Genomic DNA, 23,129 nt, shown 5'->3' with positions numbered 1-23,129 from the left:
TGGAAACCGTTGTCAAAAAGCCTTGTCCGGGCTGCTTGGGAGGGGCCCCGATTTGGCCGTGGGGGAGCCTGCGCCGGTAACCTGAATCATTCGCAAGCTGGAAGCATCTCGCTTCACCGCCAGTCGCCGTAACCGTCATGAAGAGAGCACCGTGGCCGCCGACAAGATCGACACCATCGTCAGCCTGAGCAAGCGCCGTGGCTTCGTTTTCCCGTGCAGTGAGATCTACGGCGGACAGCGTGCCGCCTGGGACTACGGACCGCTGGGTGTCGAGCTCAAGGAGAACATCAAGCGCCAGTGGTGGCGCTACATGGTGACGTCGCGCGAGGACGTGGTCGGTATCGACTCGTCCGTCATCCTGGCCTCCGAGGTCTGGGTCGCGTCCGGCCACGTCGCCACCTTCACGGACCCGTTGACCGAGTGCACCGCGTGTCACAAGCGGTTCCGCGCCGACCACCTGGAAGAGGCGTACGAGGAGAAGAAGGGCCACGCCCCGGCGAACGGCCTGGCGGACATCAACTGCCCGAACTGCGGCAACAAGGGCCAGTTCACCGAGCCCAAGCAGTTCTCCGGTCTGCTGTCGACGCACCTCGGCCCGACCCAGGACTCCGGCTCGGTCGCGTACCTCCGCCCCGAGACCGCCCAGGGCATCTTCACCAACTTCGCCCAGGTGCAGACCACCTCGCGCCGCAAGCCGCCGTTCGGCATCGCCCAGATGGGCAAGTCGTTCCGCAACGAGATCACGCCGGGCAACTTCATCTTCCGCACCCGTGAGTTCGAGCAGATGGAGATGGAGTTCTTCGTCAAGCCGGGCGAGGACGAGAAGTGGCAGGAATACTGGATGGAGCAGCGCTGGAACTGGTACACCGGCCTGGGTCTCCGTGAGGAGAACATGCGCTGGTACGAGCACCCGAAGGAGAAGCTCTCCCACTACTCCAAGCGCACCGCCGACATCGAGTACCGCTTCCAGTTCGGCGGCAGCGAGTGGGGCGAGCTGGAGGGTGTCGCCAACCGCACCGACTACGACCTCGGCGCCCACTCCAAGGCCTCCGGCCAGGACCTCGCGTACTACGACCAGGAGGCCCAGGAGCGCTGGACGCCGTACGTCATCGAGCCCGCGGCGGGTGTCGGTCGTACGATGCTGGCCTTCCTGCTCGACGCCTACGTCGAGGACGAGGCGCCGAACGCCAAGGGCAAGATGGAGAAGCGCACGGTGCTGCGCCTCGACCACCGCCTCGCCCCGGTGAAGGCCGCGGTTCTGCCCCTTTCGAGGAACCCCGAGCTGTCCCCGAAGGCCAAGGGTCTCGCGCAGGCGCTGCGCCAGCACTGGAACATCGAGTTCGACGACGCCGGTGCGATCGGTCGCCGTTACCGCCGCCAGGACGAGATCGGTACGCCGTACTGCGTGACCGTCGACTTCGACACGCTCGAGGACAACGCCGTCACGGTGCGCGAGCGGGACTCGATGAAGCAGGAGCGGGTGTCCCTCGACCAGATCGAGGGCTACCTGGCCGCCCGTCTGCTGGGCTGCTGACGCCCCCTGCCGGTGCCGTACGCCCGTCCTCCGTCCGACTCGGCCGGCCGGAGGACGGGCGTTCTGCTCACAGGTCCAGGGCTACAGGTCCGGGACTACAGGTCCAGGACTACAGGTCCAGGACCACGTACAGCGCGGCGTGGTCCGACGCCTCGTCGGTCTTCGACGTCACGCTGTCGAAGTGGTTCGGGTGCGCGAAGACGCCCCGTGTCTCCAGGCCCACCTGCTGCACCTTCGACCACAGACCGGGCGGAAGCAGGAGGTAGTCGAGCTTGTCCCGCTTCGAGTGGCAGGTGCCATGGGTGCCCGGGTCTCCCTGGTACGAGGGGTGGCTCATCACGTCGCGCAGCGGAGGGTCGGCGCCCAGCAGCATTCCGACCGGCTTGCTGTCCGGGGTGTCGTTGAGGTCGCCGGCGACCACGACGTTCGGGGTGCGCTGCAGCGCGGCCCGGTAGATCCCGGCGACCCGTTCCGCCTGGTGCAGGCGCAGCTCCGGGTCGTCGTTGAACTTGCTCTTGAGGTGGTTGCCGAGGAGCACCAGACTCTCCCCGCTGCCGAGCTGGATCTCGTACTCGGGGCAGTCGCGGCTGAACAGGGGCTTCGTCGGGTCGGCCGGGTTCGGGTCGAAGAGGTGCGGCCGGACCGAGGTGACCGGGAGGCGGCTGAGGATCCCGATGTCGATGCCCCGCGGGTCGTTGCCGTCGATCAGCAGACTGAAGGGGTACGGCTGTCCGCCCAGGCCCAGGACGTGCCGGTTGAAGCGCTCCAGGGTGAGCCGGTCCTCGACCTCGGGCACCAGCAGGACATCGGCGTCGACCTCGGTGACCACCCGCCCGGTGTTCTTCACCGCTGCCATGTCCAGGTCGTCCTGCCCGAGTTCGGCCCAGCCGGCCCACGCGCCGCGGCCGTCGGCGCGGATCTGCAGCTCCGTGGGGTGGGACCCCGGCGGAGGCGTGTCGAAGAGCCCGCTGCCCCTCCCGGGGCGGTTCTGGTTGACGTAGATGAGCGGCGGGTCGTCGGGGTCGTTGCTGTAGGCCTGGTAGGTGAGGACGAGGTCCGCGATCTCCTTCTTGTCCGGCTCGGCGTACGCCGGCTTGTCCAGGAGGGTGACCAACTTGTCGAAGTCGTCGAGGACTTGCTTCCGCTGGGCAGCGTCGGAGAGACGGAAGACGGAGGGGCGGCGGAAGAGGTTCTCGGTGTTGAAGGTGGCGATACGGACGACCATGGCGGCCCTCCTCCGGGCGGCGCGAGGGCACCGCGGGGCCGGCGGCAGGCGCCGCCGAAGTGACTGCTCGCCGACAACTCCCATTGTCCACGGACGAAGGGCACCGCGCATGTGACAGCTATGGAATGACAGATATTGAAATCTGTCATCTGTCATGGCAAGGTGGAGGCATGACGATGCGAACCCGAACCCTCGGAACCACCGGACCCCAGGTCTCCGCCCTCGGCCTCGGCTGCATGGGTATGTCCGCGCTGTACGGCGACGCCGACCGCGCGGAGTCCGTCGCGACCGTCCACGCCGCCCTGGAGGCGGGCGTCACCCTGCTGGACACCGGCGACTTCTACGCCATGGGGCACAACGAGATGCTGATCGGCGAGGCCCTGCGCACCGCCCCGGCCGCCCGCCGCGAACAGGCGCTGCTCAGCGTGAAGTTCGGCGCCCTGCGCGACCCGGAGGGCAACTGGAGCGGGTACGACGGCCGCCCGGCCGCCGTGAAGAACTTCGCCGCCTACTCGTTGCAGCGCCTCGGCGTCGATCACATCGACGTCTACCGGATCGCCCGCCTCGACCCGGACGTGCCGATCGAGGAGACCGTCGGCGCGATCGCCGAACTGATCGAGAAGGGATACGTCCGGCACGTCGGCCTGAGCGAGGTCGGCGCCGACACCGTCCGGCGGGCCGCCGCCACCGCGCCCGTCTCCGATCTGCAGATCGAGTACTCGCTGATCTCCCGCGGCATCGAGCGGGACATCCTGCCCACCACCCGCGAACTGGGCATCGGCATCACCGCGTACGGTGTGCTCTCCCGCGGCCTGATCTCCGGCCACTTCACCCGCGACCGGCAGCTGGCCGCGAACGACTTCCGCGCCCATTCGCCCCGCTTCCAGGGCGAGAACCTCCAGCACAACCTGGACCTGGTCGAGGCCCTCCGCAAGATCGCCGAGCAGAAGGGCGTGACGGTCGCGCAGATCGCCGTCGCCTGGGTGATCTCCCAGGGCCTGCGGCAGGACACGACCATCGTTCCGCTCGTGGGGGCCCGTACGCGGGAGTGGCTCTCCGAGTCGCTGGGCGCGTTGGACGTCACCCTGGACGCGGCCGACCTGACGGCGATCGAGGAGGCCGTACCGGCGGACGCGGCGGCCGGTGACCGCTATCCGGCCGCGCAGATGGCACACCTCGACAGCGAGCGCTGACCGTGGCGCCAGGTACGGTCTAAGGCATGGCACCGCCCACCGAGACCCTGACCGCCGAGCGCATCCTCGAAGCCACCGAGGAGGTGCTGCGCCGGCACGGCCCGGCCAAGGCCACCGTGGTCGACGTGGCCCGCGCGCTGGGCGTCAGCCACGGCAGTGTCTACCGGCACTTCCGCACCAAGGCGGCCCTGCGCGAGGCGGTCACCAAACGCTGGCTGGACCGGACGTCGGAGAAACTGGCCGTCATCGTCGCCGGGGACGGCACTCCCGAGGAGCGGCTGCGGGCCTGGCTCGGCGCCCTGTTCGAGGCCAAGCGGCACAAGGCGGGCGACGACCCCGAGCTCTTCGCCACCTACACGGTGCTGACCGACGAGAACGGCACGGCGGTCGGCGAGCACATCGCCGACCTGACCGCGCAGCTGACCCGGATCATCACGGCAGGGGCCGGGGCGGGCGCCTTCCTCGTACCCGACCCGGCCGCCGCGGCGCGGGCCGTCTTCCAGGCCACCGGCCGTTTCCACGACCCCTGTTACGCCCGGGAGTGGACCGCTCCCGGCGTCGACGAGGAGTTCACGGCCGTCGTCGACCTGCTGATACGGGGACTCAGCTCACCTTCACGGTGACGGCGGGCGAGTAGACGTGCCCGGCCGCGACCCGCAGATGCTCGGTGCCCTTGGTGTTGAGCCTGGCGAGGAGCTCGTACGAGCTGCCCTTCCTGACCTTCGCGGTCGACTTCAGGTTCGTCCACTTGCCGTTCTTCTCGTGCTGGAGGACCAGCGGGGTGCCGATCTTCAGGCCCTTGGTGCGTCCGGTGAACTTCACCATCTGCCCGGCCTTCACCGCGGACTTGTTGACGTTGATGGTGATCGAGGCCATACCGGTGGTCGGACTGGGCGGGGCGCTGCCGGCGCTCGGGGCGGCGCTGCCGGCGGCGAAGGCTCCGGCCGTCCCACCGGAGAGCAGCGCCACGGAGAGGAGACCGGCGCCGAGCGCGCGGCCGCAGCGGTGGCGGAGTACCCAGGTCATGGTCGTCTCCTGTCGCTCGATGAACCTTTCCCAGGCTGAACCGGCTCTGCGAAAGCGGCCACTCGAACGGGTGGGAGCGCAGGTCAGACGGGGTGTCCCACGGCCGGGGCGCTCGCCTTCACGGCTGCCGGGCCGCCGCCGGATCCACCGTCGCCTGATGGGCCTCGGCCAGATGCTCCGCCGCCTTCAGCCATGGCAGGAACTGGGCGCCCCTGCGCCAGCCGCATGTGTCGCATCTGATCGTGCGCTGCACCCCTGTGCGCTGCACCCGGACGACATGCTCCCGGCCGTGCCCGTCCCATCTGCTGACCTTGCTCGTGCTGTTGCCCTGCGGCATGACGCCTCACGTCTCCTCAAGTCCGGCACTCCCGACCGGGACAGGAGTGTGCAGCAAGACGAACATCAACGGGGCGCTTCCCGCGCAGTTGTCCAAGCCGTGGGCCTCGGCTCAGCCGACCTCGCGGGGCAGACGCAGGCTGAGCAGGCCGGTCGGCGCGATCCCGGCCAGCTGCACCAGCAGCGTGGTGACCAGCGCGTCCCGCATGCCCGTGCTCGCGGACAGGGTGAGGAACAGGGTGCCGAGGGTGGCCACGCCGAGGGCGAGCGCGGACTGCTGGGTGGTGACCATCACACCGCTGCCGACACCGGCCCGGGACGGCGGTATCTCCGACATCACGAGCCGCATCACGTCGGGCAGTTGGCGCCCCTGCCCGGCGCCGGCCACGGCCAAGCCGGGCAGCAGCGAGCCGACGCCCAGCTGCGGCCGGCCGCGCGAGACGACGAGGTGACCCGCGAGCGGCTGGAGCGCCTGTACGACCTCGCCCTCGGCGCCGCGGCCCGCGCCTCACCACCGACCGCCCCCGCCCCGGCAACCTGCTCGGCCACGACGCCGTCCCGGTCCTCCCCTCCGAGGCGGCCCGCGCCATCCACCAGGCACTGCACCATGGCTGGCACCCGACGACGCCGGGCGCCCCGTTCCGTCTGGACAGGGCCTAGGTGTATTGACCTGAAGCGTTGTTCACACGGCTGATCGGTGGGTGGCCGCCGAGTGCGGTGTGGCAGCGGTGGTGGTTGTAGGTGTGCAGGAAGTCTGCCAGGGCGGCGGTTCGTTCGTCGTTGCTGGTGTAGGGCCGCAGGTAGGCCCACTCATCGAGCAGGGTGCGGTGGAAGCGTTCGACCTTGCCGTTGGTCTGCGGCCGGTAGATGCGGGTGAGTTTGCCGGTCGCGTCCAGGTCGGCCAGTGCCCGCTGCCAGGCGAAGCTTTTGCGGTAGGGCCAGGCGTTGTCGGTCAGGACTCGCTCGATGCGCAGGATGCCGCAGGTGGCGAAGAAGGCTGCGGCCCGTTTCAGGAAGGCTGCGCAGGTGGCGGCCTTCTCGTCCGGGTGGACTTCGCTGTAGGCGAGGCGGCTGTGGTCGTCGACTGCGGAGTGGATGTAGTCGAAGCCGGTGGTGCGGCGGCGGTCGGGGCAGGCGGCACGGCCGTGGACGCGCCAGCCTCCGCCGTCAGGAATCCGGCCGAGTTTCTTGACGTCGACGTGGACGAGTTCGCCTGGCCGGCTGCGTTCGTAGCGGCGGATGACCTGCCCGGTGGGCCGGTCCAGGAAGGCCAGACGGTTCAGGCCGTGCCGGGCCAGGACCCGGTGGACGGTCGAGGCGGGCAGGCCCAGGATCGGCCCGATGCGGGCCGGGCCCAGCTTCCGCTCTTGTCGCAGGCGGCAGACCTGCTCCTCTACTGCTGCCGGGGTCCGGTGCGGTGTGGTGTGCGGTCGGCTGGGCCGGTCGTGCAGCCCGGCCTCGCCCTCCGCCCGCCAGCGGCGCAGCCACTTGTGGGCCGTGGCCCGAAAGATGCCCATCTCGGCCGCGACATGCGCGATGGGACGGCCGGAGCGGACACGCTCTACCAGCAGCCGCCTGCCGTGAACGGTCAGCCGGGCATTACGGTGGGACACGAAGACCTCCGTGCGGTGCAGTCCTAGACAGCTCCACCACACCGGAGGTCTTCGCCATGATCAAGCACCGTGACTGTCAACAACGCTCGTGGTCAATACACCTAGGCGCGTCAGGGCGCTCCGACCGGCTGGCGGATGTCCGGTGACTCCAGCTTCTCGGCTGTGCGTTGTGCGGTGCCGTGAGCCCAGCGGCCGCTGGTGAGGAGGCCGAGGAGGAGGACGGCCAGGCCGCAGGCGGTGAGGATCCACCAGCCGGGGCGGGCCGCCGAGACGAAGGCCTGCTTCATGGGCGACGAGCCGACGCCGGAGGCCAGGACCGCGCCGACCACCGCGACACCGAGGGTCTGGCCCAGCTGCCGGCTCGTGGAGGCGACCGCGGCCGCGACCCCGGCCTGGGCGCGCGGCATGCCGGAGACGGCCGTGTTGGTGATCGGGGCGTTCACGAATCCGAAGCCGATGCCGAACAGGACGTAGCCGATGAGGAGGGTGGCGTTGGACGTCTCCGCCTCGAAGGCCGCGAAGAGGACGCCGCTCGCCGTCATCGCCGTACCGGCCACCAGGAGGGGAAGGCGCGGGCCGCGGCTGCCCACCAGGCGGCCGGACAGAGGCGCGCACAGGAATGTCGGGGCGGCCATCGGCAGCATCCACAGGCCGGCGTGCAGGGCGTTCAGACCGCGGACGTTCTGCAGGTAGAGCGTGGACAGGAACAGGAAGCCGCCCAGCGCCGCGAACGCGCTGATCGCGATCACCGTGGCGCCACTGAACGGGGCCGACTGGAAGAAGCGCAGGTCGATGAGGGGTTCGGCGCGCCGGGGCTCGTACCGGAGCAGGCCGACGAGGGCCGCGAAGGCGATCGCCATGAACGGGGCCACCGCGGTCGGACCGGAGTCCGGGGCCTCGATGATCGCGTACGTCAGCGAGCCGAACAGGGCGATGACCAGGAGCTGGCCGACCGGATCGGGCCGGCGGCCCTTCGGTGCGCGGGACTCAGGGACGAAGCGGAGGGTGAGGAGGAGGGCGGCGAGGCCGACCGGGAGGTTGATCCAGAAGATCGCCCGCCAGCTCACCGACTGCACGAGGAGGCCGCCCACCAGCGGGCCCGCCGCCATCGAGATGCCGACCACCGCCCCCCACGCGCCGATGGCGCGGGCGCGCTCGCGGGGGTCGGTGAAGGTGTTGGTGATGATCGACATGGCGACCGGGTTGAGCATCGAGCCGCCGATCGCCTGCACCATGCGGAACACCACCAGCAGGGTCAGGTTCGGCGCGAGCGAGCACAGCAGCGAGCCGATGGAGAAGACCACCAGACCGGCCATGAAGACCCGCTTGCGGCCGATGCGGTCGGCCGTCGAGCCCGCGAGCATCAGCAGCGAGGCGAGCACCAGTGTGTAGGCGTCGATCGTCCACTGGAGGCCGGAGGTGGTGGCGTGCAGATCGCGCTGCAGGGACGGCAGCGCCACGTTCAGCACGGTGTTGTCCAGGCTCACGATCAGCAGGCTCATGCAGCAGATCGCGAGGACGAGCAGACGGCGGCGGTGGGTCAACTCGGGCATGGATGGGATCGTACGCCTACTTCGATAGTGCGTCTAACTAATAGTGTGCCTAATTGATGTGCACTACACGATCATCGCGGTGGCCCCTTGTCGGCGGCTATCCCAGTACCCGGGGCAGCCGCAGACCAAGCCACCCCAGCCCCAGCAATCCCGCCGCCTGCACCGCCAGCACCACCGCCAGCGCCCGGCGCATGCCGAGACCGGGGACGAGGGACAGGAACAGCGAACCGAGCGTCGCCACCCCGACCGCCAGGCACGACTGCTGCAGCGTGGCCGCGAGCCCGCTGCCCGCGCCCGCCAGCCGGGCCGGGATCGCCGCCAGCAGGAGCCGGTAGTACAGGGGCAGCTGCAGGCCCTGGCCCAGCCCGCACAGCACCAGACCGGGGGCGAGGGCGAGCGGGCTCAGCCGCGGCCAGGGGCCCAGCAGCACGGTCGCCGTCACCGTCGCCAGCCCCGCGATGTGCACCGCCGCGGCCAGCGTCACCGCCCGCCCGCCGAACCACCGTGCGGCACGCGGCGCCAGCATCGACGCCGCGAACTGCGCGACCCCCATCGGTACCAGCGTCAGCCCCGCCCGCAGCGCCCCGTACCCGAGACCCTGCTGCAGGGTCACCGCGCTCACGAACATCCAGCCGGCGAAGCCGACGAACACCGGCAGACCCAGCAGCAGGCCCCGGCGGACCTCCGGCGCGGTGAGCAGGGACGGCGGCAGCAACGGGCTTCCGCCGGCCCGCTCCCCGTGCCGCTCCACGCCGTAGAACCCCGCCGTGAGCAGCGGCGCCGCGCACAGCAGCAGCACCGACCACAGCGGCCAGCCCGCCGCCCGGCCCTCGGTCAGCGGCAGCAGCAGCGCGATCAGGGTCGCCGCCAGCAGCGCCGTACCGGCGAGATCGCCGCGCGCGGGCCGCTCGGCCCGGCTGTCCGGCACCGACCGCAGCGCACAGACCAGGGCGGCGACGGCCACCGGCACGTTCACCAGGAACACCGCACGCCAGCCGGTGCCCGCGAGATCGGCGGCGACCAGCACCCCGCCCAGCACCTGCCCGAGCACGACGGACACCCCGCCGACCGAGCCGTACAGGGCGACCGCGCGGGCCCTGCGCTCGCCGGACGTCGTCGCGTGGACGGTGGCCAGCACCTGCGGCAGCAGCGCCGCCGACGCGGCACCCTGCGCGGCCCGCGCCGCCACCAGCCACCAGGCGTCCGGCGCGAGTCCGCAGGCCAGCGAGGTCAGCCCGAAGGCGGCCACGCCCCACAGGAACAACCGCCGCCGGCCGTAGGTGTCGCCGAGCCGGCCGCCGAGCACGAGCAGCACGGCGTACGCCACCGCGTACCCGGCCACCACCATCTCCAGCGTGGCGGGCGGAGCGTGCAGATCGTGCTCGATCGTCGGCAGGGCGACGTTGACGATGAAGAAGTCGATCATCGGCAGCGCGGTCCCGAGAAGGAGCGTGAGCAGGCCGAGGGCCGTGAGGCCGCGGGGCGGCGCTGTGGGGCGCAGAGAGGTGGTCGTCATGGTCACGCCCCGACTCTCCGGCAGCTCCCAGCCGGGTACCAGGCGGTGGTCATCCAGGTACCGGCACCAACTGGAATCCGCGTACGACGGGACGGCACCCTTGGGGCATGACCATCGCAGCGCGGGAACACCGCACCGAGCAGCCCAGGGCGCAGCACGTCCGGCGCCGGGAACTGGCCGCCTTCCTGCGCAGCCGCCGCGAGCGCGTCACCCCGGAGCAGGTGGGCCTGCCGCGCGGCCCGCGCCGGCGCACCCCCGGCCTGCGCCGCGAGGAGGTCGCCCAGCTCTCCGCGGTCGGCGTCACCTGGTACACGTGGATCGAGCAGGCCCGCGCCACCCATGTCTCCGCTCAGGTACTGGACGCCGTCGCCCGCGCCCTGCTCATGGACCCCACCGAGCGCGCCCACCTCTTCGCCCTCGCCGGGACCGCGGACCCACGCATCGACCCCGAGTGCCCGGTCGTCTCCACCTCCGCGCGGAAGGTCGTCGAACGGCTCGCGCCCTACCCCGCCTCCCTGCAGAACGCCCGCTACGACGTCCTCGCCGCCAACCGCCCCTTCGCCCAGCTCTTCGGCGACCTCACCGCGCTGCCCGTGGCCGACCGCAACTGTCTGTGGCTGCTGGCCACCAGCGAGCGCTGGAAGCGGGACTTCCTCGACCGGGACGAGATGCTGCGCGACCTGGTCGCCAAGTACCGGGTGGCCATGGCCGAGCATGTGGCCGAACCCGTGTGGAAGGAGCACCGCGACCGGCTGCTGGCGGCCTCCGGGGAGTTCCGCGCGCTGTGGGAACGGCACGAGGTCGCGCCGTTGTCCCCGCACGTCAAGCGGTACCGGCACCCGGTGGTCGGCCTGGTCCGCCTCGAACACCGCACCATGTGGCTGGCCCCGCAGTCACCGGCCCACCGGGTGGTCGCGTACATCCCCGCCGACGAGGAGACCGAGGAGCGGCTGGAGCGGCTGGCGGAGCTGGCGGACGGGTGAGGGACAATGGGGGCTCGCCCCTGTGCCGTACATCCGTCCCGGAGCCCTGACGATGACCCACCCGCTCTCCATCGGCCCGCACGCCGTCGCACCGCCCGTCGTGCTCGCACCCATGGCGGGGATCACCAACGCCCCCTTCCGCACCCTGTGCAGGCACTTCGCCGGAGGCGGAGCCTTCGCCGGAGGCGAAGCAAGGGATGGAGCCGCCGGCGGCAAGGGCCTGTTCGTGAGCGAGATGATCACGACCCGGGCGCTGGTCGAGCGCAACGACAAGACCATGCAGCTGATCAGGTTCGACGCGAGCGAGCAGCCGCGCTCGATCCAGTTGTACGGCGTCGACCCGGCGACCGTCGGCAAGGCCGTCCGCATGATCGCGGAGGAGGGCCTGGCCGACCACATCGACCTGAACTTCGGCTGCCCGGTCCCGAAGGTCACCAGGAAGGGCGGCGGCTCGGCCCTGCCGTACAAGCGGAACCTGCTCCGGGCGATCCTCCGGGAGGCCGTGAGCGGCGCCGGCGACCTCCCCGTCACCATGAAGATGCGCAAGGGCATCGACGACGACCACATCACCTACCTCGACGCCGGCCGCATCGCCGTCGAGGAGGGCGTCACGGCGATCGCGCTGCACGGTCGTACGGCCGCCCAGCACTACGGCGGCACCGCCGACTGGGAGGCCATCGCCCGGCTGAAGGAGCACGTGCCGGAGATTCCGGTGCTCGGCAACGGTGACATCTGGTCGGCCGAGGACGCGCTGCGGATGGTGCGGGAGACGGGCTGCGACGGGGTGGTCGTCGGGCGCGGGTGCCTGGGCCGGCCGTGGCTGTTCGCGGACCTCGTGGCGGCCTTCGAGGGGCGTACGTCCTTCGCCCGCCCGACCCTGCGTGAGGTGGCCGACGTCATGGTCCGGCACGCCACCCTCCTCGGCGAGTGGATCGGCGACGAGTCCAAGGGCGTCGTCGACTTCCGCAAGCACGTCGCCTGGTACCTGAAGGGCTTCGCGGTCGGCTCGGAGATGCGCAAGCGGCTCGCGATCACCTCCTCGCTGACGGAGCTGCGGGCCGGGCTCGACGAGCTGGACCTCGACCAGCCGTGGCCGGCCGGCGCGGACGGGCCTCGCGGCCGTACGTCCGGCAACAACCGGGTGGTGCTGCCGGACGGCTGGCTGAAGGACCCGTACGACTGCGCGGGCGTGAGCGAGGACGCGGAGCTGGACACCTCCGGGGGCTGATCAGCCCTTCTTCGGGTGCGGTGTCGAGCCGTACGCCGTCAGGAAGCGGTCGCGGAAGGCGCTCATCTTCCAGACCGGGGCGTTGTGGGCCGGGCGCAGGCCGTCCGTCCACCCCCACCCGGCGATCCGGTCCAGCACCTTCGGGTCCTTGGCGACGATCGAGACCGGCACATCACGGCTGGCGTGGTTGCCGCTGACCCGGGCGATCGGCTGGTGGTCGCCGAGGAAGACCAGCACCGTGTCCTTGCTGCCGTAGCGCTCCAGCCACTGGGTCAGCGCGGTCACCGAGTACTGGATCGTCTTGCCGTACTCCTGGCGGGACTTGGTGGTGTCGGCGATGACGTCGGCCGGATTGTTGCCCGCCGCCTGGATGCCCTTGAAGACCGAGCCGTCGCCCAGCTGGTCCCAGCCGACCATCTTCGGGATCGGCGCCCAGGGCTGATGGCTGGAGGTGAGGATGAGCAGGGACATCCGCGCCTTGCCGTCGGCGGGCTGCTTGCTGTGCACCCGGTCCTGGTACTGCTGCAGCGCGTACTGGTCGGGCATGGTCGACCAGCTGAACTTCGGTCCCTTGTAGCCGAGTTCGAAGGCGTTGTAGACCTTGTCGAGGCCGTACCACTTCTGCTCCGGCCAGGCCTTCTGCACGCCCGGCATGACCCCGACCGTGTCGAAGGCGCCGGTCTTCTTGAACGCCTCGGTGAGGCTGAGGTGGTCGCTGGCCATGACCGTGCGGTAGCGCTGCTGGTTGCTGATCCACAGGCCGGACATGGTGGTGGAGTGGCCGAGCCAGCTGCTGCCGCCGTAGGTCGCCGAGGTCAGCCAGCCGCTCTTGGCGTGGAAGCCCGCCTTGGCCAGCGCCTTGGTGCGGGCGTCGAGCGTGCTGTCCACGCCGGGCGCCATGATCGGGTCCTCGATCGCGCTGCGGCCGTAGCTCTCGATGAAGGTGAAGATCATGTCCTTGCCGCGCAGATCCGGGACCAGCTGACTGCCCGGGGTGTTGCCGAAGGCGTCGACCTTGGCCACCTTCCGGAACTCCGCCTCGTCCTTGAGGGTGTCGGAGATGCGTTGGGCCTGGGTCTTCAGCGCCGTGGCGGTGGTGTCGGAGGCGATCGGCACGCCGGATACCTGCAGGCCGAGCGAGGTGCAGGTGATCCAGACGACGCCCGCGACCAGGGTGCCCCGGGTCGCGGTGCCGGGGTGCCGGGCGAGCAGATTGCCCAGCCGGACCATGGCCAGCGCCAGCAGCACGCACAGCAGCAGGACCGCCACGATCACACCGGCCACGGCCGCGAGGGTCTCCGTACGGCCGAGGGAGTCCTCCAGATACGACTCCGCGTCACCGAACAGGCTCCAGTCGAGGACGACGTTGAACGGGCGGCCGAGGTACTGGTTGAAACCCATGTCCAGAGCGTTCAGCACGGTCATCGCGGCCAGCGCCACCCCGGACACGGCAGCCAGCACCACCCGCGGCCGGCGCGGCAGCGCGAGCATCACCGCCGCGCCGATGACCGCTTCGGCCGGTATCCGGAAGAACTTCCCGGGCCCCAGCCGCACCACCGAGTCCGGCATCACGAGCGCGGCGACGACGAGCGCGGCGGCGAGCACGGTCACGGTGACGGACATGACCCGGGCAGCCGTGGGATGCGCCTCGCGCCACCGCCGCACGCGCGCCGACAGCGCGGTCCAGGGGCGCCGGGAGGGGCGGGGAGTGGGCGCGACATCTGCGGCGGGGGCGTCGTCTTCCGGCGCTCCGGCTTCCAGCTGGCGCGTGCTCGTGTCCTGAGACACCCGAAGGTCCTTCCGTACGACACCGTGACGCCCACGGGTACGGCCCCCTCACAACCCGTGTTCATCAGCACCGGGCAAACACCTGGCAAACGTCACCACCGGACAGAACCCCAACGGCGCTAAACCCCGCCCACCGCCGTCAACAAGGCCAACGGCGCCGCAGCCGACCGGGATTCCCGCACGCACGCATGCGGATACGGCACCGGCTCCGGATGCGTGTCCCGACCGTACCCGGCCAGCACCTCCGGCAGCCGGTACCCCGCCACCACCGCCGCGTCCACCAGCGCATGCGCCACCGCCCGCGCCTCGTCGTGCAGCCCGTACCGCGCGAGCCCCAACGTGATCAGCGCGTTGTCGTGGGGCCACACAGAGCCCCGGTGATAGGACAGCGGGTGGTACGCCGCCTGCCCCGCGGCCAGCGTCCGCACCCCCCACCCGGAGAAGAAGTCCGGCTCCAGCAGCCGTCGGCCCACCACCTCGCCGTACTCCTTGTCCAGCAGCCCGGACCACAGCAGATGCCCGGCGTCGGAGGCCAGCGCGTCGACCCGGTGGCCCTCCCCGTCCAGCGCGAGCGCCGGGAAGGAGTGCTCCTCCATCCAGAAGTCCCGCTGGAAACGGTCCCGCAGATCCGCCGCGGCCTGCTCCAGCAGCGCCGCGTACGTCTCGTCTGCCCACGCCGCGCGCGCCAGCCATGCCGTGCGGCGCAGCGCGTCGTAGGCGTAGCCCTGCGCGCCCGCCGCCATCACCGCGCCGGTGGGCCGCGTGCCGTCGGCACAGCAGATCGCGCCGGGGGAGTCCTTCCAGTTCTGGTTGGCGAGGCCGCCCTCGTCGGCGCGGTAGACCAGGTAGCCGCGCGAGGTCAGGCCGCCGTGGTCGAGCATCCAGGCGACGGCGGCACGCGCGTGCCGTTCCAGGCGGCGGGCCAGATCCGCGTCCCCCGTCTGCTCGGCGTACGCGCCGAGCAGGACCAGGAACAGCGGGGTCGCGTCGACCGAGCCGTAGTACCGCCCGAACGGCACCTGCCCGAAGTGTGCCAGCTCGCCGTGGCGTACCTCATGGACGATCTTGCCGGGCTGGGCGACCGGGGACAGGCCGGTGCCGGTCGCCTGGGTCGCGGCGAGCGCGGGCAGCGTGGCGGCGGCGAGTTCCGGACGGTACGGCAGTGCGAACAGGGAGGTGAGCAGGGCGTCCCGGCCGAGGAGGGCGAGGAACCAGGGGGCGCCGCCGGACGGCACGCGCAGTTCCTCGCCGTCCGGTCCGGTGGCCGGCACCTGGAGCGCGGCCAGGTCGGCGAGGCCTCGCGCGCAGGCCTCCGCCAGTTCCGGCCAGCCGGTGGGGAAGGCCACGCCTTCTACGAACTCCCCTTCCGCTACGGCGAGTTGTTCCAGGACGGATGCCGGGTCGCGGGGCACGCGCAGGGCGCGTTTCTCGCCGTGCGGGCGGGCGATGACGCGCAGCACCAGCTCGGTCGTGCCGTGCGGCGCGAGGTCCAGGGTCCACACCAGGCGGCGGGCGCCGGTGCCGGTCTCCTCCACGGCGTCGGGGGCGGGGTCGGCCGTGATGGTCGTACAGGACCGCCATTCGGCGCGGCGGTAGGTGAACTCGATGCCGTCGTCGAGGACTTCGCGGGAGCGTACGGCGCCGGCCTTGGCGTAGGTGCGGTGGTCGGAGCGGAGTTCGAACTGGTCGGTGAAGTCGGCGTCGGCGGTGATGGCGAGGCGGACCGTCGTCGGCACCGGGCGGTTGCTGGTGACCCGGAGCGATTCGACGAACGAGCTGTCGCCCACGGCCTGGTGGCGGAAGAGGGTGTGCGCGGGAGGCTCCTGCCGGCCGCCGCGCGGGACCAGCACACAGCGGGCCGCCTCGGCGTCGGCGACCGGGGTGAGCACCTCGGGTACGGCGCCGTCGACGGTGAGCTGCCAGCGGCTGAGGTGCCGGGCGTCCCGTACGAACAAGCCGTCCGGGGAGCCGCTGCCCCGGACCCCGCTGATGTCGCCCCGGTCGCCCACGGCGGCGAACGTCGCCCCGTGCACGAGCAGATGATGCCGGTCCGTCATCCCCGGTCGCCTCCTTCGTCACTTGTGTCGAACGTGCCGGTGGCCGCCTTGGACACGCCCTCCCGGGCGCCCTTGAGAAGGTCTTGGTGCAGCTCGTGGTGCAGGTCGAGGGCGAGCGCGGCGGTCCAGCCGAAGCCGGTCGCGCCGCAGGCCTCGCCGGTGCCGGGGTCGACGTACTCCGCGAAACCGGTGGCTTCGGCGAGGTGCAGCACGGCCGCGCGCAGTGCGTCGGCCCGCTCCCGCTCGCCGTGCGCCCGCAGGCCCCGCTCCAGCAGCCAGCTCGTGTTGAACCAGGCCGGGCCGCGCCAGTACCGGTGCGGTTCGAAGGCCTCGCCGAGGAGGTCGTAGCTGGGGACGAGCCGGGTGCGGTCGCCGAGCCCGAAGTGCGGCCCGCACAGGGTACGGACGAGCGCGGCGGCGGTCTCGCGCGGAAGACCGGGGAGCACGAGCGGCACCAGCCCGGAGACACTCCGCTCACGGATCAGGCCGAAGGCACCGGGCCCGTGGGCCGGGTCGGGGGTGCCCTGGCCGTGGGCCGGGTCGGGGCTGGGCCACTGCGGGACGGGCCCGGAGCCGCGCCTTTCCGGGGCCGGTCCGGGGCCGCGCCTTTCCGGGGCCTGTCCTGAGCGGCGCCTTTCCTGGGCCGGTCCTAAGTCGTGGCTTTCGGGGGCCGGTCCGCAGGCGTGCGCTTCCAGGGCCGTGCCGGAGTGTGCTTCCAGGGCGGTGCCGGAGCTGTGTGCTTCCAGGGCCGTGCCGGAGCTGTGCGCTTGCGGGGCTGGTCCGCGGCCGTCGCCCGAGCCGTCTCCCGCGCGGACCGGGCTCCCGCCCCGCGTGGCGGCCCGCAGGTCCCGGCACAGGAACATGCCGGCCGCCGGGTCCCACAGCCGCTCCACCAGCGCCGCCGTCAGCCGTTCGGCGCGTGCGTGCCGCGCGGTGCCGGCCGCGCCCAGCTCCTCGGCGATCCGGGCCAGCGCATGCTCGGAGGCGATGAGCAGGGCGTTGAAGGCGGGGTCCTCGACCGCGAACTCCCCGCCGCCATCGGCGTACTCCGCGTCCCGGTAGTCGGCGGCCAGCCGCACATACCGTCCGTAGTCGAGATCCGTCGGCCGGTCCTCGGGTGCGCCGTGGTCGAGGTCGGCGCGCCGGAAGGAGCGGGCCGGGGCGGGTGTGACCCGGGCGAGCGGGGCGTCCCAGCAGGGGCTGTTGTCCATGCCCTGCTCCCACGGGTGGACGACCGACACCAGTCCCGCGCCGCCCAGGTCCCGCCGGTGCAGCAGATAGCGGTGCCAGGCGGCCAGCCGCGGGTACACCCGGGCCAGGAAGCCGCGTGCCCGGGACAGACCGGGGTCGGCGCGGTGCACCAGCCAGGCCGCCAGCGCGTGCACCGGTGGCTGCACGATGCCCGACGTCTGTACCGTGCGCGGGGCGCCTGCGGTGTGGCCGGCGGTGATGGAGCGCCAGAAGTCGGGGCTGGGGAAGTAGGCGTCGAGCGGTACGGAGGGATTGAACACGATGTGCGGGACGCGCCCGTCGGCCCACTGGGCGGTCAGCAGCGTCTCCAGCTCGGTCTGGGCCCGCAGCGGTGAGAGGTGCCGGAGCCCGATCGCGATGAAGGCGCTGTCCCAGGACCACTGGTGGGGATACAGGTTCCGGGAGGGGACCGTCGAGCGGCCCGTCCAGTTCCCGTTCAGCACCCGGGCCGCCGCGACCTGCAGCGACGTGCCCGGGGGCGGGGGGTCGTATGCGCTCTCGTACTCCGTGGGACGGGCGGTGAGCTGCGTGCTGTGATCCACTCGGGGCTCCCCGAAGACGAAGACGCCCGGCCGACCCGGCCGGGTTAGGTGGCAACGACCGTAGAGTTACGTCTATTTAACACGCAAAACTCACTATGTAATGCAGGCTTGGGAAACACAAGGGGGTGCGCATGAACGGGCGTCCGGGAAGGACCGCACGAGCCGGCGGGCAGGCCGGCGCAGGAGAGCTGCTCGAACTGGTCCGCAGCGGGCGGGCCGTGACGCGCGGAGCGCTCCAGCAGGCGACCGGACTGTCCCGCGCGACCGTCGGCCAGCGCCTGGACCGGCTGTTCCGGGCCGGCTGGCTGCGCGAGGGCGCCGGCGGCCCGGTCGACTCGCCGCTCGGCGGCCGCCCCTCCATCACCCTGGAGTTCGACGGCTCCCACGCCGTCGTCCTCGCCGGCGACCTGGACACCCGGCACGCCCGCGCGGCCGTCCTCACGCTGACCGGCGAGATCCTCGCCGAGCACTCGGGGACCCTGGTCGTCGAGGACGGCCCGGAGGCCGTGCTCGGTGAACTCGGCTGCTGGTTCGGTGCGTTGCTGGAGAAGGCGGGCCACGCGCCGGCGGACGTCTGCGGCATCGGGCTCGCCGTACCCGGCCCGGTGGACAGCGTGACCGGCCGGGTGGTGCAGCCGCCGATGATGCCGGGCTGGGACGGCTACGACATACGGGGCCGCCTCTCCCGCGCCTTCACCGAGCACACCGGCGCCGGCCCGGTCCCGGTCCTCGTGGACAACGACGCCAACCTGATGGCCTACGGCGAACAGCGCGCCGGGCACCCCGACTGCGCGGCCTTCGTGCTGGTCAAGGTCTCCACGGGCATCGGCGCCGGAGTGGTCGTGAACGGCGCGGTCTACCGGGGGACCGACGGCGGCGCGGGCGACATCGGGCACATCCGGGTCGGCACGGACGCGCTGTGCCGCTGCGGTTCGTACGGCTGTCTCGCCGCCGTCGCGAGCGGGGGCGCCGTGGCCCGGCGGCTGGCGGAGAGCGGCGTGCGGGCCGCCTCCGGCGCGGATGTGCGGGACCTGCTGGCCGCCGGGCATCCGGGGGCGGCGGCGCTGGCCCGGGAGGCGGGCCGGCAGGTGGGGGACGTCCTGGCCACCGTCGTCACCCTGCTCAACCCGGGTGTGCTGATGATCGCGGGTGACCTGGCCGGAACCCCGTTCCTCACCGGGGTGCGCGAACTGCTCTACCAGCGGGCGCTGCCGCGCTCCACGGCCCACCTCGATGTCGTCACCTCCCGGCTGGGGGAGCGGGCCGCGCTCATCGGAGCGGGGGCGCTGGTCGTGGAACACCTCTACGCGCCGGAGCGGGTCGAGGAACGACTGCTGGCGCTGGGCGTGTGACGTCGGCGTTTCAGCCCCGCTCCAGCGTCCGCATGGTGAAATCCGACGCTCTGTGGCAGCGTGATTCTCGCCACCCTTGATAAGGGCTGCGCTCAGATGAGCGGATCTTGGGCGACTGCACTTCTCCAAGGGGTGGCACCGAGTGCCACGCCTTGATCGTTCATCGATCGAAATCAGACGTGCCGAGGCTCGCTCATCTGAGCGGAAAACCCACCCCGCGGGAGGTGAGTGTGTTCAAGAAATGAAAACATGCGCCCGTCTTGGCTTGCCAAGCTTTGACTTTCGATCCGCTGGCGGACGACTGGTTACAGGCGCATGACGCACAAGTGGACGTACCCATGTTCCTTCGATCTGGGTATGTTCCTGGCCGTCAGGGCAGCCACCGTGGCCTCAAGGAGTCGAGACCCGTGTCGGAAAACAAAGAACCCCACGTAGTGAAGTTCGTTTACGACTTCACCGAGGGCAACAAGGACCTCAAGGACCTCCTCGGCGGCAAGGGCGCCAACCTCGCCGAGATGACCAACCTCGGTCTGCCGGTCCCTCCCGGCTTCACCATCACCACCGAGGCCTGCAAGGTCTACCTGGAGAGCGGTGCGGAGCCCGTGGCACTGCGTGACGAGGTGAGTGCGCACCTCGACGCCCTCGAGTCCCGCATGGGCAAGAAGCTCGGCCAGCCCGACAACCCCCTGCTGGTCTCCGTCCGCTCGGGCGCCAAGTTCTCCATGCCCGGCATGATGGACACGGTCCTGAACATCGGCCTCTCCGACAAGTCGGTGCAGGGCCTGGCCAAGCAGGCCGGCGACGACCGCTTCGCCTGGGACTCCTACCGCCGCCTCATCCAGATGTTCGGCAAGACCGTCCTCGGCGTCGACGGCGACCTCTTCGAGGAGGCCCTCGACAAGGCGAAGGAGGCCAAGAAGGTCACGGTCGACACCGACCTGGAGGCCGCCGACCTGAAGAAGCTGGTCACCACCTTCAAGAAGATCGTCAAGAAGGAGGCCGGCCGGGACTTCCCGCAGGACCCGCGCGAGCAGATGGACCTCGCCATCAAGGCGGTCTTCGACTCCTGGAACGGCGACCGCGCCAAGCTCTACCGCCGCCAGGAGCGCATCCCCGGGGATCTGGGCACGGCGGTCAACATCTGCTCGATGGTCTTCGGCAACCTGGGCCCGGACTCCGGCACCGGCGTGGCCTTCACCCGTGACCCCGCCTCCGGCCACCAGGGCGTCTACGGCGACTACCTGCAGAACGCCCAGGGCGAGGACGTGGTCGCGGGCATCCGCAACACCGTCCCGCTGGCGGAGCTGGAGCAGATCGACAAGAAGTCGTACGACCAGCTCATGCAGATCATGGAGACCCTGGAGAACCACTACAAGGATCTCTGCGACATCGAGTTCACCATCGAGCGCGGCCAGCTGTGGATGCTCCAGACCCGCGTGGGCAAGCGCACGGCGGGCGCCGCCTTCCGCATCGCGACCCAGCTGGTCGACCAGGGCCTGATCGACGAGACGGAGGCGCTCCAGCGCGTCACCGGCGCCCAGCTGGCCCAGCTGATGTTCCCGCGCTTCGACGAGCAGGCGAAGGTCGAGCAGGTGGGGCGGGGTATCGCGGCGTCTCCGGGCGCGGCGGTCGGCAAGGCGGTCTTCGACTCGTACACGGCCGTGAAGTGGTCCCGCTCGGGCGAGAAGGTCATCCTGGTCCGCCGCGAGACGAACCCCGACGACCTGGACGGCATGATCGCGGCCGAGGGTATTTTGACGAGCCGGGGCGGCAAGACGTCCCACGCGGCCGTGGTCGCCCGAGGCATGGGCAAGACCTGCGTGTGCGGCGCCGAGGAGCTGGAGGTCGACACCAAGCGCCGCAGGATGACGGTGCCGGGTGGTCACGTCGTCGAGGAGGGCGACGTGATCTCGATCGACGGCTCGTCGGGCAAGGTCTACCTGGGCGAGGTCCCGGTCGTCCCGTCCCCCGTGGTGGAGTACTTCGAAGGCCGGATGCACCCGGGCGCCGACGACGCGGACGAGCTGGTCGAGGCCGTCCACCGCATGATGGCCTTCGCCGACCGCAAGCGCCGCCTGCGGGTGCGCGCCAACGCCGACAACGCGGAGGACGCCCTGCGCGCCCGCCGCTTCGGCGCCCAGGGCATCGGCCTGTGCCGCACGGAGCACATGTTCCTCGGCGACCGCCGCGAGCTGGTCGAGCGCCTGATCCTGGCGGACACGGAGGAGGAGCGCGAGAAGTCCCTGAAGGCGCTGCTGCCGCTCCAGAAGAAGGACTTCGTGGAGCTGTTCGAGGCCATGGACGGCCTCCCGGTGACGGTCCGCCTCCTGGACCCGCCGCTGCACGAGTTCCTCCCCGACATCACGGAACTCTCCGTCCGCGTGGCCCTGGCCGAGTCCCGCCAGGAGCCGCACGAGAACGACCTGCGCCTGCTCCAGGCGGTGCACCGTCTGCACGAGCAGAACCCGATGCTGGGTCTGCGCGGCGTGCGCCTGGGCCTGGTCATCCCCGGCCTGTTCACGATGCAGGTCAGGGCGATCGCCGAGGCGGCGGCGGAGCGCAAGGCGGCGAAGGGCGACCCGCGCGCGGAGATCATGATCCCGCTCGTCGGCACGGTCCAGGAGCTGGAGATCGTCCGCGAGGAGGCCGACAAGGTCATCGCGGAGGTCGAGGCGGCGACGGGTACGGCGCTGAAGCTGGCGATCGGCACGATGATCGAACTCCCGCGGGCCGCCCTGACCGCCGGTCAGATCGCGGAGGCGGCGGAGTTCTTCTCCTTCGGCACGAACGACCTGACGCAGACGGTGTGGGGCTTCTCCCGCGACGACGTCGAAGCCTCCTTCTTCACGGCGTACCTGGAGAAGGGCATCTTCGGCGTCTCCCCCTTCGAGACGATCGACAAGGACGGCGTCGGCTCCCTGGTGAAGTCGGCGGCGGAGGCAGGCCGGCGCACCCGCCCCGACCTGAAGCTCGGCGTCTGCGGCGAGCACGGCGGCGACCCCGAGTCCGTCCACTTCTTCCACGAGGTCGGCCTGGACTACGTCTCCTGCTCCCCGTTCCGCATCCCGGTCGCCCGCCTCGAAGCGGGCCGCGCGGCGACGAACTCGGCGGGCAGCGACCACCGCTAGGCCCTCCGGGCCCTTGACCCCGGAGCCGCCGCTGGTCCCCGACCCTCACCGATCGGCGGCGGCTCCGGCGCACGAAAAGGAGAGGCGACACCCTGTGCGGGGGTGCCGCCTCTCGGTGCATGCGGCTATTTAGCCTGATCAGACCCTATGCCGGAACCCCGTACGGGGCACCTCCCCGCCCGCTGCGGTACGCCGTGCCTTCTCCCGGGAACCTCTCCTGCGCACCTGACCGACGGAGATAGGAGGTCCCATGTCGCAGGAGGCTGCCGAGACGGTCGATCCGAAAACCGATGCGGACGAAGAGGCACTGGAGCGTGCCATCGCAGCGGGCCGGTCCGGCGCTCAGCCCGGCGGGATCGACAATTCGAGACCGCACAATGCTCTGACCCGGTCCGACGGAAGCCCGGCTGCCCGCAGGCAACCGAGCGGGGAGTAGGAGGCGCGCCGTGGCACTGAGGTTCAAGAACAACTACGAGCGCGAAATCTGGACGATGTTCGAGCGGTACCAGCCCAACTGCTCGGCCAGCAGCAACTGGCTGAAGGAGGGCTGGTGGAAGATCGGCCCCGGGGAGACCGCCGTCGTCTACGGCGGTGACGCACATGCCGTCAACCCGATCTGGTACTGCTACGCCTACGCAGGCGACGGCACCGAGTGGCGGGACAAATTCCAGGAGACGGTCCCGCAAACTGTCTTCGAGTGGTGTTCGAACGTCTCGGACACGAGCTCGCGGACGATCCTCATGCTGGAGTTCACCGTGACCGCCGCGGACTTCACGTTCAACTTCAACCCGTAGCCGGCAGACC

17 protein-coding genes and 1 pseudogene are annotated in these 23,129 nt (G+C 71.1%); 8 read left to right on the top strand and 10 right to left on the bottom strand.

The features are described 5' to 3' along the window. The first annotated feature begins 151 nt into the window (after positions 1-151). On the top strand, positions 152-1,534 hold the full coding sequence (locus ABZ624_RS31120; RefSeq protein ID WP_360096314.1) for a glycine--tRNA ligase: 1,383 nt from the start codon (positions 152-154) through the stop codon (positions 1,532-1,534). A 109-nt stretch (positions 1,535-1,643) separates the two neighbouring features. Here the strand turns inward: ABZ624_RS31120 and ABZ624_RS31115 are convergent, their stop codons facing one another. Beyond that, on the bottom strand, positions 1,644-2,759 hold the full coding sequence (locus ABZ624_RS31115) for an endonuclease/exonuclease/phosphatase family protein (protein WP_360096311.1): 1,116 nt from the start codon (positions 2,757-2,759) through the stop codon (positions 1,644-1,646). Positions 2,760-2,929: 170 nt separating this feature from the next. Between ABZ624_RS31115 and ABZ624_RS31110 the strand changes: the two genes are divergently transcribed. Together ABZ624_RS31110 and ABZ624_RS31105 are read left to right on the top strand one after the other, a co-directional pair. Then, entirely contained in the window at positions 2,930-3,952 is a 1,023-nt protein-coding gene (locus ABZ624_RS31110; protein WP_360096308.1) for an aldo/keto reductase, read from the top strand. Between the two features lie 26 nt (positions 3,953-3,978). Then, positions 3,979-4,575, top strand: a complete 597-nt coding sequence (locus ABZ624_RS31105) for a TetR family transcriptional regulator (protein ID WP_360096305.1) — start codon at positions 3,979-3,981, stop codon at positions 4,573-4,575. On the opposite strand, the gene ABZ624_RS31100 is transcribed toward ABZ624_RS31105, so the two are convergent. The 6 genes and pseudogenes from ABZ624_RS31100 to ABZ624_RS31075 form a co-directional block, all read right to left on the bottom strand. Continuing rightward, positions 4,556-4,978, bottom strand: coding sequence for a hypothetical protein (locus ABZ624_RS31100; protein ID WP_360096302.1), 423 nt, complete (start codon positions 4,976-4,978; stop codon positions 4,556-4,558). The genes ABZ624_RS31105 and ABZ624_RS31100 overlap by 20 nt on opposite strands. A gap of 118 nt (positions 4,979-5,096) precedes the next feature. Continuing rightward, complete coding sequence (locus ABZ624_RS31095; protein ID WP_360096299.1) at positions 5,097-5,315, bottom strand: hypothetical protein; 219 nt, start codon at positions 5,313-5,315, stop codon at positions 5,097-5,099. A 111-nt stretch (positions 5,316-5,426) separates the two neighbouring features. After that, positions 5,427-5,741 (bottom strand): annotated as a pseudogene (locus ABZ624_RS31090) (MFS transporter); the annotation flags it as partial. Positions 5,742-5,970: 229 nt separating this feature from the next. Beyond that, entirely contained in the window at positions 5,971-6,927 is a 957-nt protein-coding gene (locus ABZ624_RS31085) for an IS481 family transposase (RefSeq protein WP_360096296.1), read from the bottom strand. Positions 6,928-7,037: 110 nt separating this feature from the next. Continuing rightward, a complete protein-coding gene (locus ABZ624_RS31080; protein ID WP_360096293.1) occupies positions 7,038-8,480 on the bottom strand; it encodes an MFS transporter in 1,443 nt (480 codons plus the stop codon). Positions 8,481-8,577: 97 nt separating this feature from the next. After that, the gene (locus ABZ624_RS31075; RefSeq protein ID WP_360096350.1) at positions 8,578-9,996 is read right to left on the bottom strand and encodes an MFS transporter; all 1,419 of its coding nucleotides are present in this window, start codon (positions 9,994-9,996) and stop codon (positions 8,578-8,580) included. Positions 9,997-10,103: 107 nt separating this feature from the next. On the opposite strand from ABZ624_RS31075, the gene ABZ624_RS31070 reads away from it, so the two are divergent. Both ABZ624_RS31070 and dusB read left to right on the top strand, forming a co-directional pair. Continuing rightward, complete coding sequence (locus ABZ624_RS31070) at positions 10,104-10,979, top strand: helix-turn-helix transcriptional regulator (protein ID WP_360096290.1); 876 nt, start codon at positions 10,104-10,106, stop codon at positions 10,977-10,979. A 52-nt stretch (positions 10,980-11,031) separates the two neighbouring features. Beyond that, the gene (gene dusB / locus ABZ624_RS31065) at positions 11,032-12,207 is read left to right on the top strand and encodes a tRNA dihydrouridine synthase DusB (RefSeq protein WP_360096287.1); all 1,176 of its coding nucleotides are present in this window, start codon (positions 11,032-11,034) and stop codon (positions 12,205-12,207) included. On the opposite strand, the gene ABZ624_RS31060 is transcribed toward dusB, so the two are convergent. The 3 genes from ABZ624_RS31060 to ABZ624_RS31050 form a co-directional block, all read right to left on the bottom strand. Next, entirely contained in the window at positions 12,208-13,830 is a 1,623-nt protein-coding gene (locus tag ABZ624_RS31060; RefSeq protein ID WP_360096347.1) for a CDP-alcohol phosphatidyltransferase, read from the bottom strand. Positions 13,831-14,114: 284 nt separating this feature from the next. Continuing rightward, positions 14,115-16,052, bottom strand: a complete 1,938-nt coding sequence (locus ABZ624_RS31055; RefSeq protein WP_360096284.1) for a glycogen debranching N-terminal domain-containing protein — start codon at positions 16,050-16,052, stop codon at positions 14,115-14,117. Continuing rightward, a complete protein-coding gene (locus ABZ624_RS31050) occupies positions 16,049-17,845 on the bottom strand; it encodes a hypothetical protein (RefSeq protein WP_360096281.1) in 1,797 nt (598 codons plus the stop codon). Before ABZ624_RS31050 ends, ABZ624_RS31055 begins: the two co-directional genes overlap by 4 nt. Positions 17,846-17,976: 131 nt before the next feature. Between ABZ624_RS31050 and ABZ624_RS31045 the strand changes: the two genes are divergently transcribed. From ABZ624_RS31045 to ABZ624_RS31035, 3 genes are all read left to right on the top strand, one after another. Then, positions 17,977-19,197 carry an ROK family protein gene (locus ABZ624_RS31045; RefSeq protein WP_360096278.1) on the top strand — a complete coding sequence of 407 codons (1,221 nt, stop codon included), beginning with the start codon at positions 17,977-17,979 and terminating at the stop codon, positions 19,195-19,197. A gap of 407 nt (positions 19,198-19,604) precedes the next feature. After that, positions 19,605-22,325: a pyruvate, phosphate dikinase gene (ppdK, locus tag ABZ624_RS31040; RefSeq protein WP_360096275.1), complete on the top strand. Its 2,721-nt coding sequence runs from the start codon at positions 19,605-19,607 to the stop codon at positions 22,323-22,325. A gap of 446 nt (positions 22,326-22,771) precedes the next feature. Continuing rightward, positions 22,772-23,119: a DUF1036 domain-containing protein gene (locus ABZ624_RS31035; protein ID WP_360096272.1), complete on the top strand. Its 348-nt coding sequence runs from the start codon at positions 22,772-22,774 to the stop codon at positions 23,117-23,119. Positions 23,120-23,129: the final 10 nt, after the last annotated feature.

The sequence above is a fragment of the Streptomyces sp. NPDC007205 genome, assembly GCF_040634095.1.
Classification (GTDB): Bacteria; Actinomycetota; Actinomycetes; order Streptomycetales; family Streptomycetaceae; genus Streptomyces.
The sequence above is the reverse complement of the archived record's forward strand: the minus strand, read 5'-3'. Positions and strand labels throughout refer to the sequence as shown.

Excerpts from the sequence above, each read along its gene's own strand:
- ABZ624_RS31080 (WP_360096293.1), bottom strand. The coding sequence starts at position 8,480 with ATGCCCGAGTTGACCCACCGCCGCCGTCTGCTCGTCCTCGCGATCTGC.
- ABZ624_RS31060 (WP_360096347.1), bottom strand. The coding sequence starts at position 13,830 with ATGTCCGTCACCGTGACCGTGCTCGCCGCCGCGCTCGTCGTCGCCGCG.
- ABZ624_RS31070 (WP_360096290.1), top strand. The coding sequence starts at position 10,104 with ATGACCATCGCAGCGCGGGAACACCGCACCGAGCAGCCCAGGGCGCAG.
- ABZ624_RS31055 (WP_360096284.1), bottom strand. The coding sequence starts at position 16,052 with ATGACGGACCGGCATCATCTGCTCGTGCACGGGGCGACGTTCGCCGCC.
- ABZ624_RS31105 (WP_360096305.1), top strand. The coding sequence starts at position 3,979 with ATGGCACCGCCCACCGAGACCCTGACCGCCGAGCGCATCCTCGAAGCC.
- ABZ624_RS31095 (WP_360096299.1), bottom strand. The coding sequence starts at position 5,315 with ATGCCGCAGGGCAACAGCACGAGCAAGGTCAGCAGATGGGACGGGCAC.
- ABZ624_RS31075 (WP_360096350.1), bottom strand. The coding sequence starts at position 9,996 with ATGACGACCACCTCTCTGCGCCCCACAGCGCCGCCCCGCGGCCTCACG.
- ABZ624_RS31045 (WP_360096278.1), top strand. The coding sequence starts at position 17,977 with ATGAACGGGCGTCCGGGAAGGACCGCACGAGCCGGCGGGCAGGCCGGC.
- ABZ624_RS31115 (WP_360096311.1), bottom strand. The coding sequence starts at position 2,759 with ATGGTCGTCCGTATCGCCACCTTCAACACCGAGAACCTCTTCCGCCGC.
- dusB (WP_360096287.1), top strand. The coding sequence starts at position 11,032 with ATGACCCACCCGCTCTCCATCGGCCCGCACGCCGTCGCACCGCCCGTC.
- ABZ624_RS31110 (WP_360096308.1), top strand. The coding sequence starts at position 2,930 with ATGACGATGCGAACCCGAACCCTCGGAACCACCGGACCCCAGGTCTCC.
- ABZ624_RS31100 (WP_360096302.1), bottom strand. The coding sequence starts at position 4,978 with ATGACCTGGGTACTCCGCCACCGCTGCGGCCGCGCGCTCGGCGCCGGT.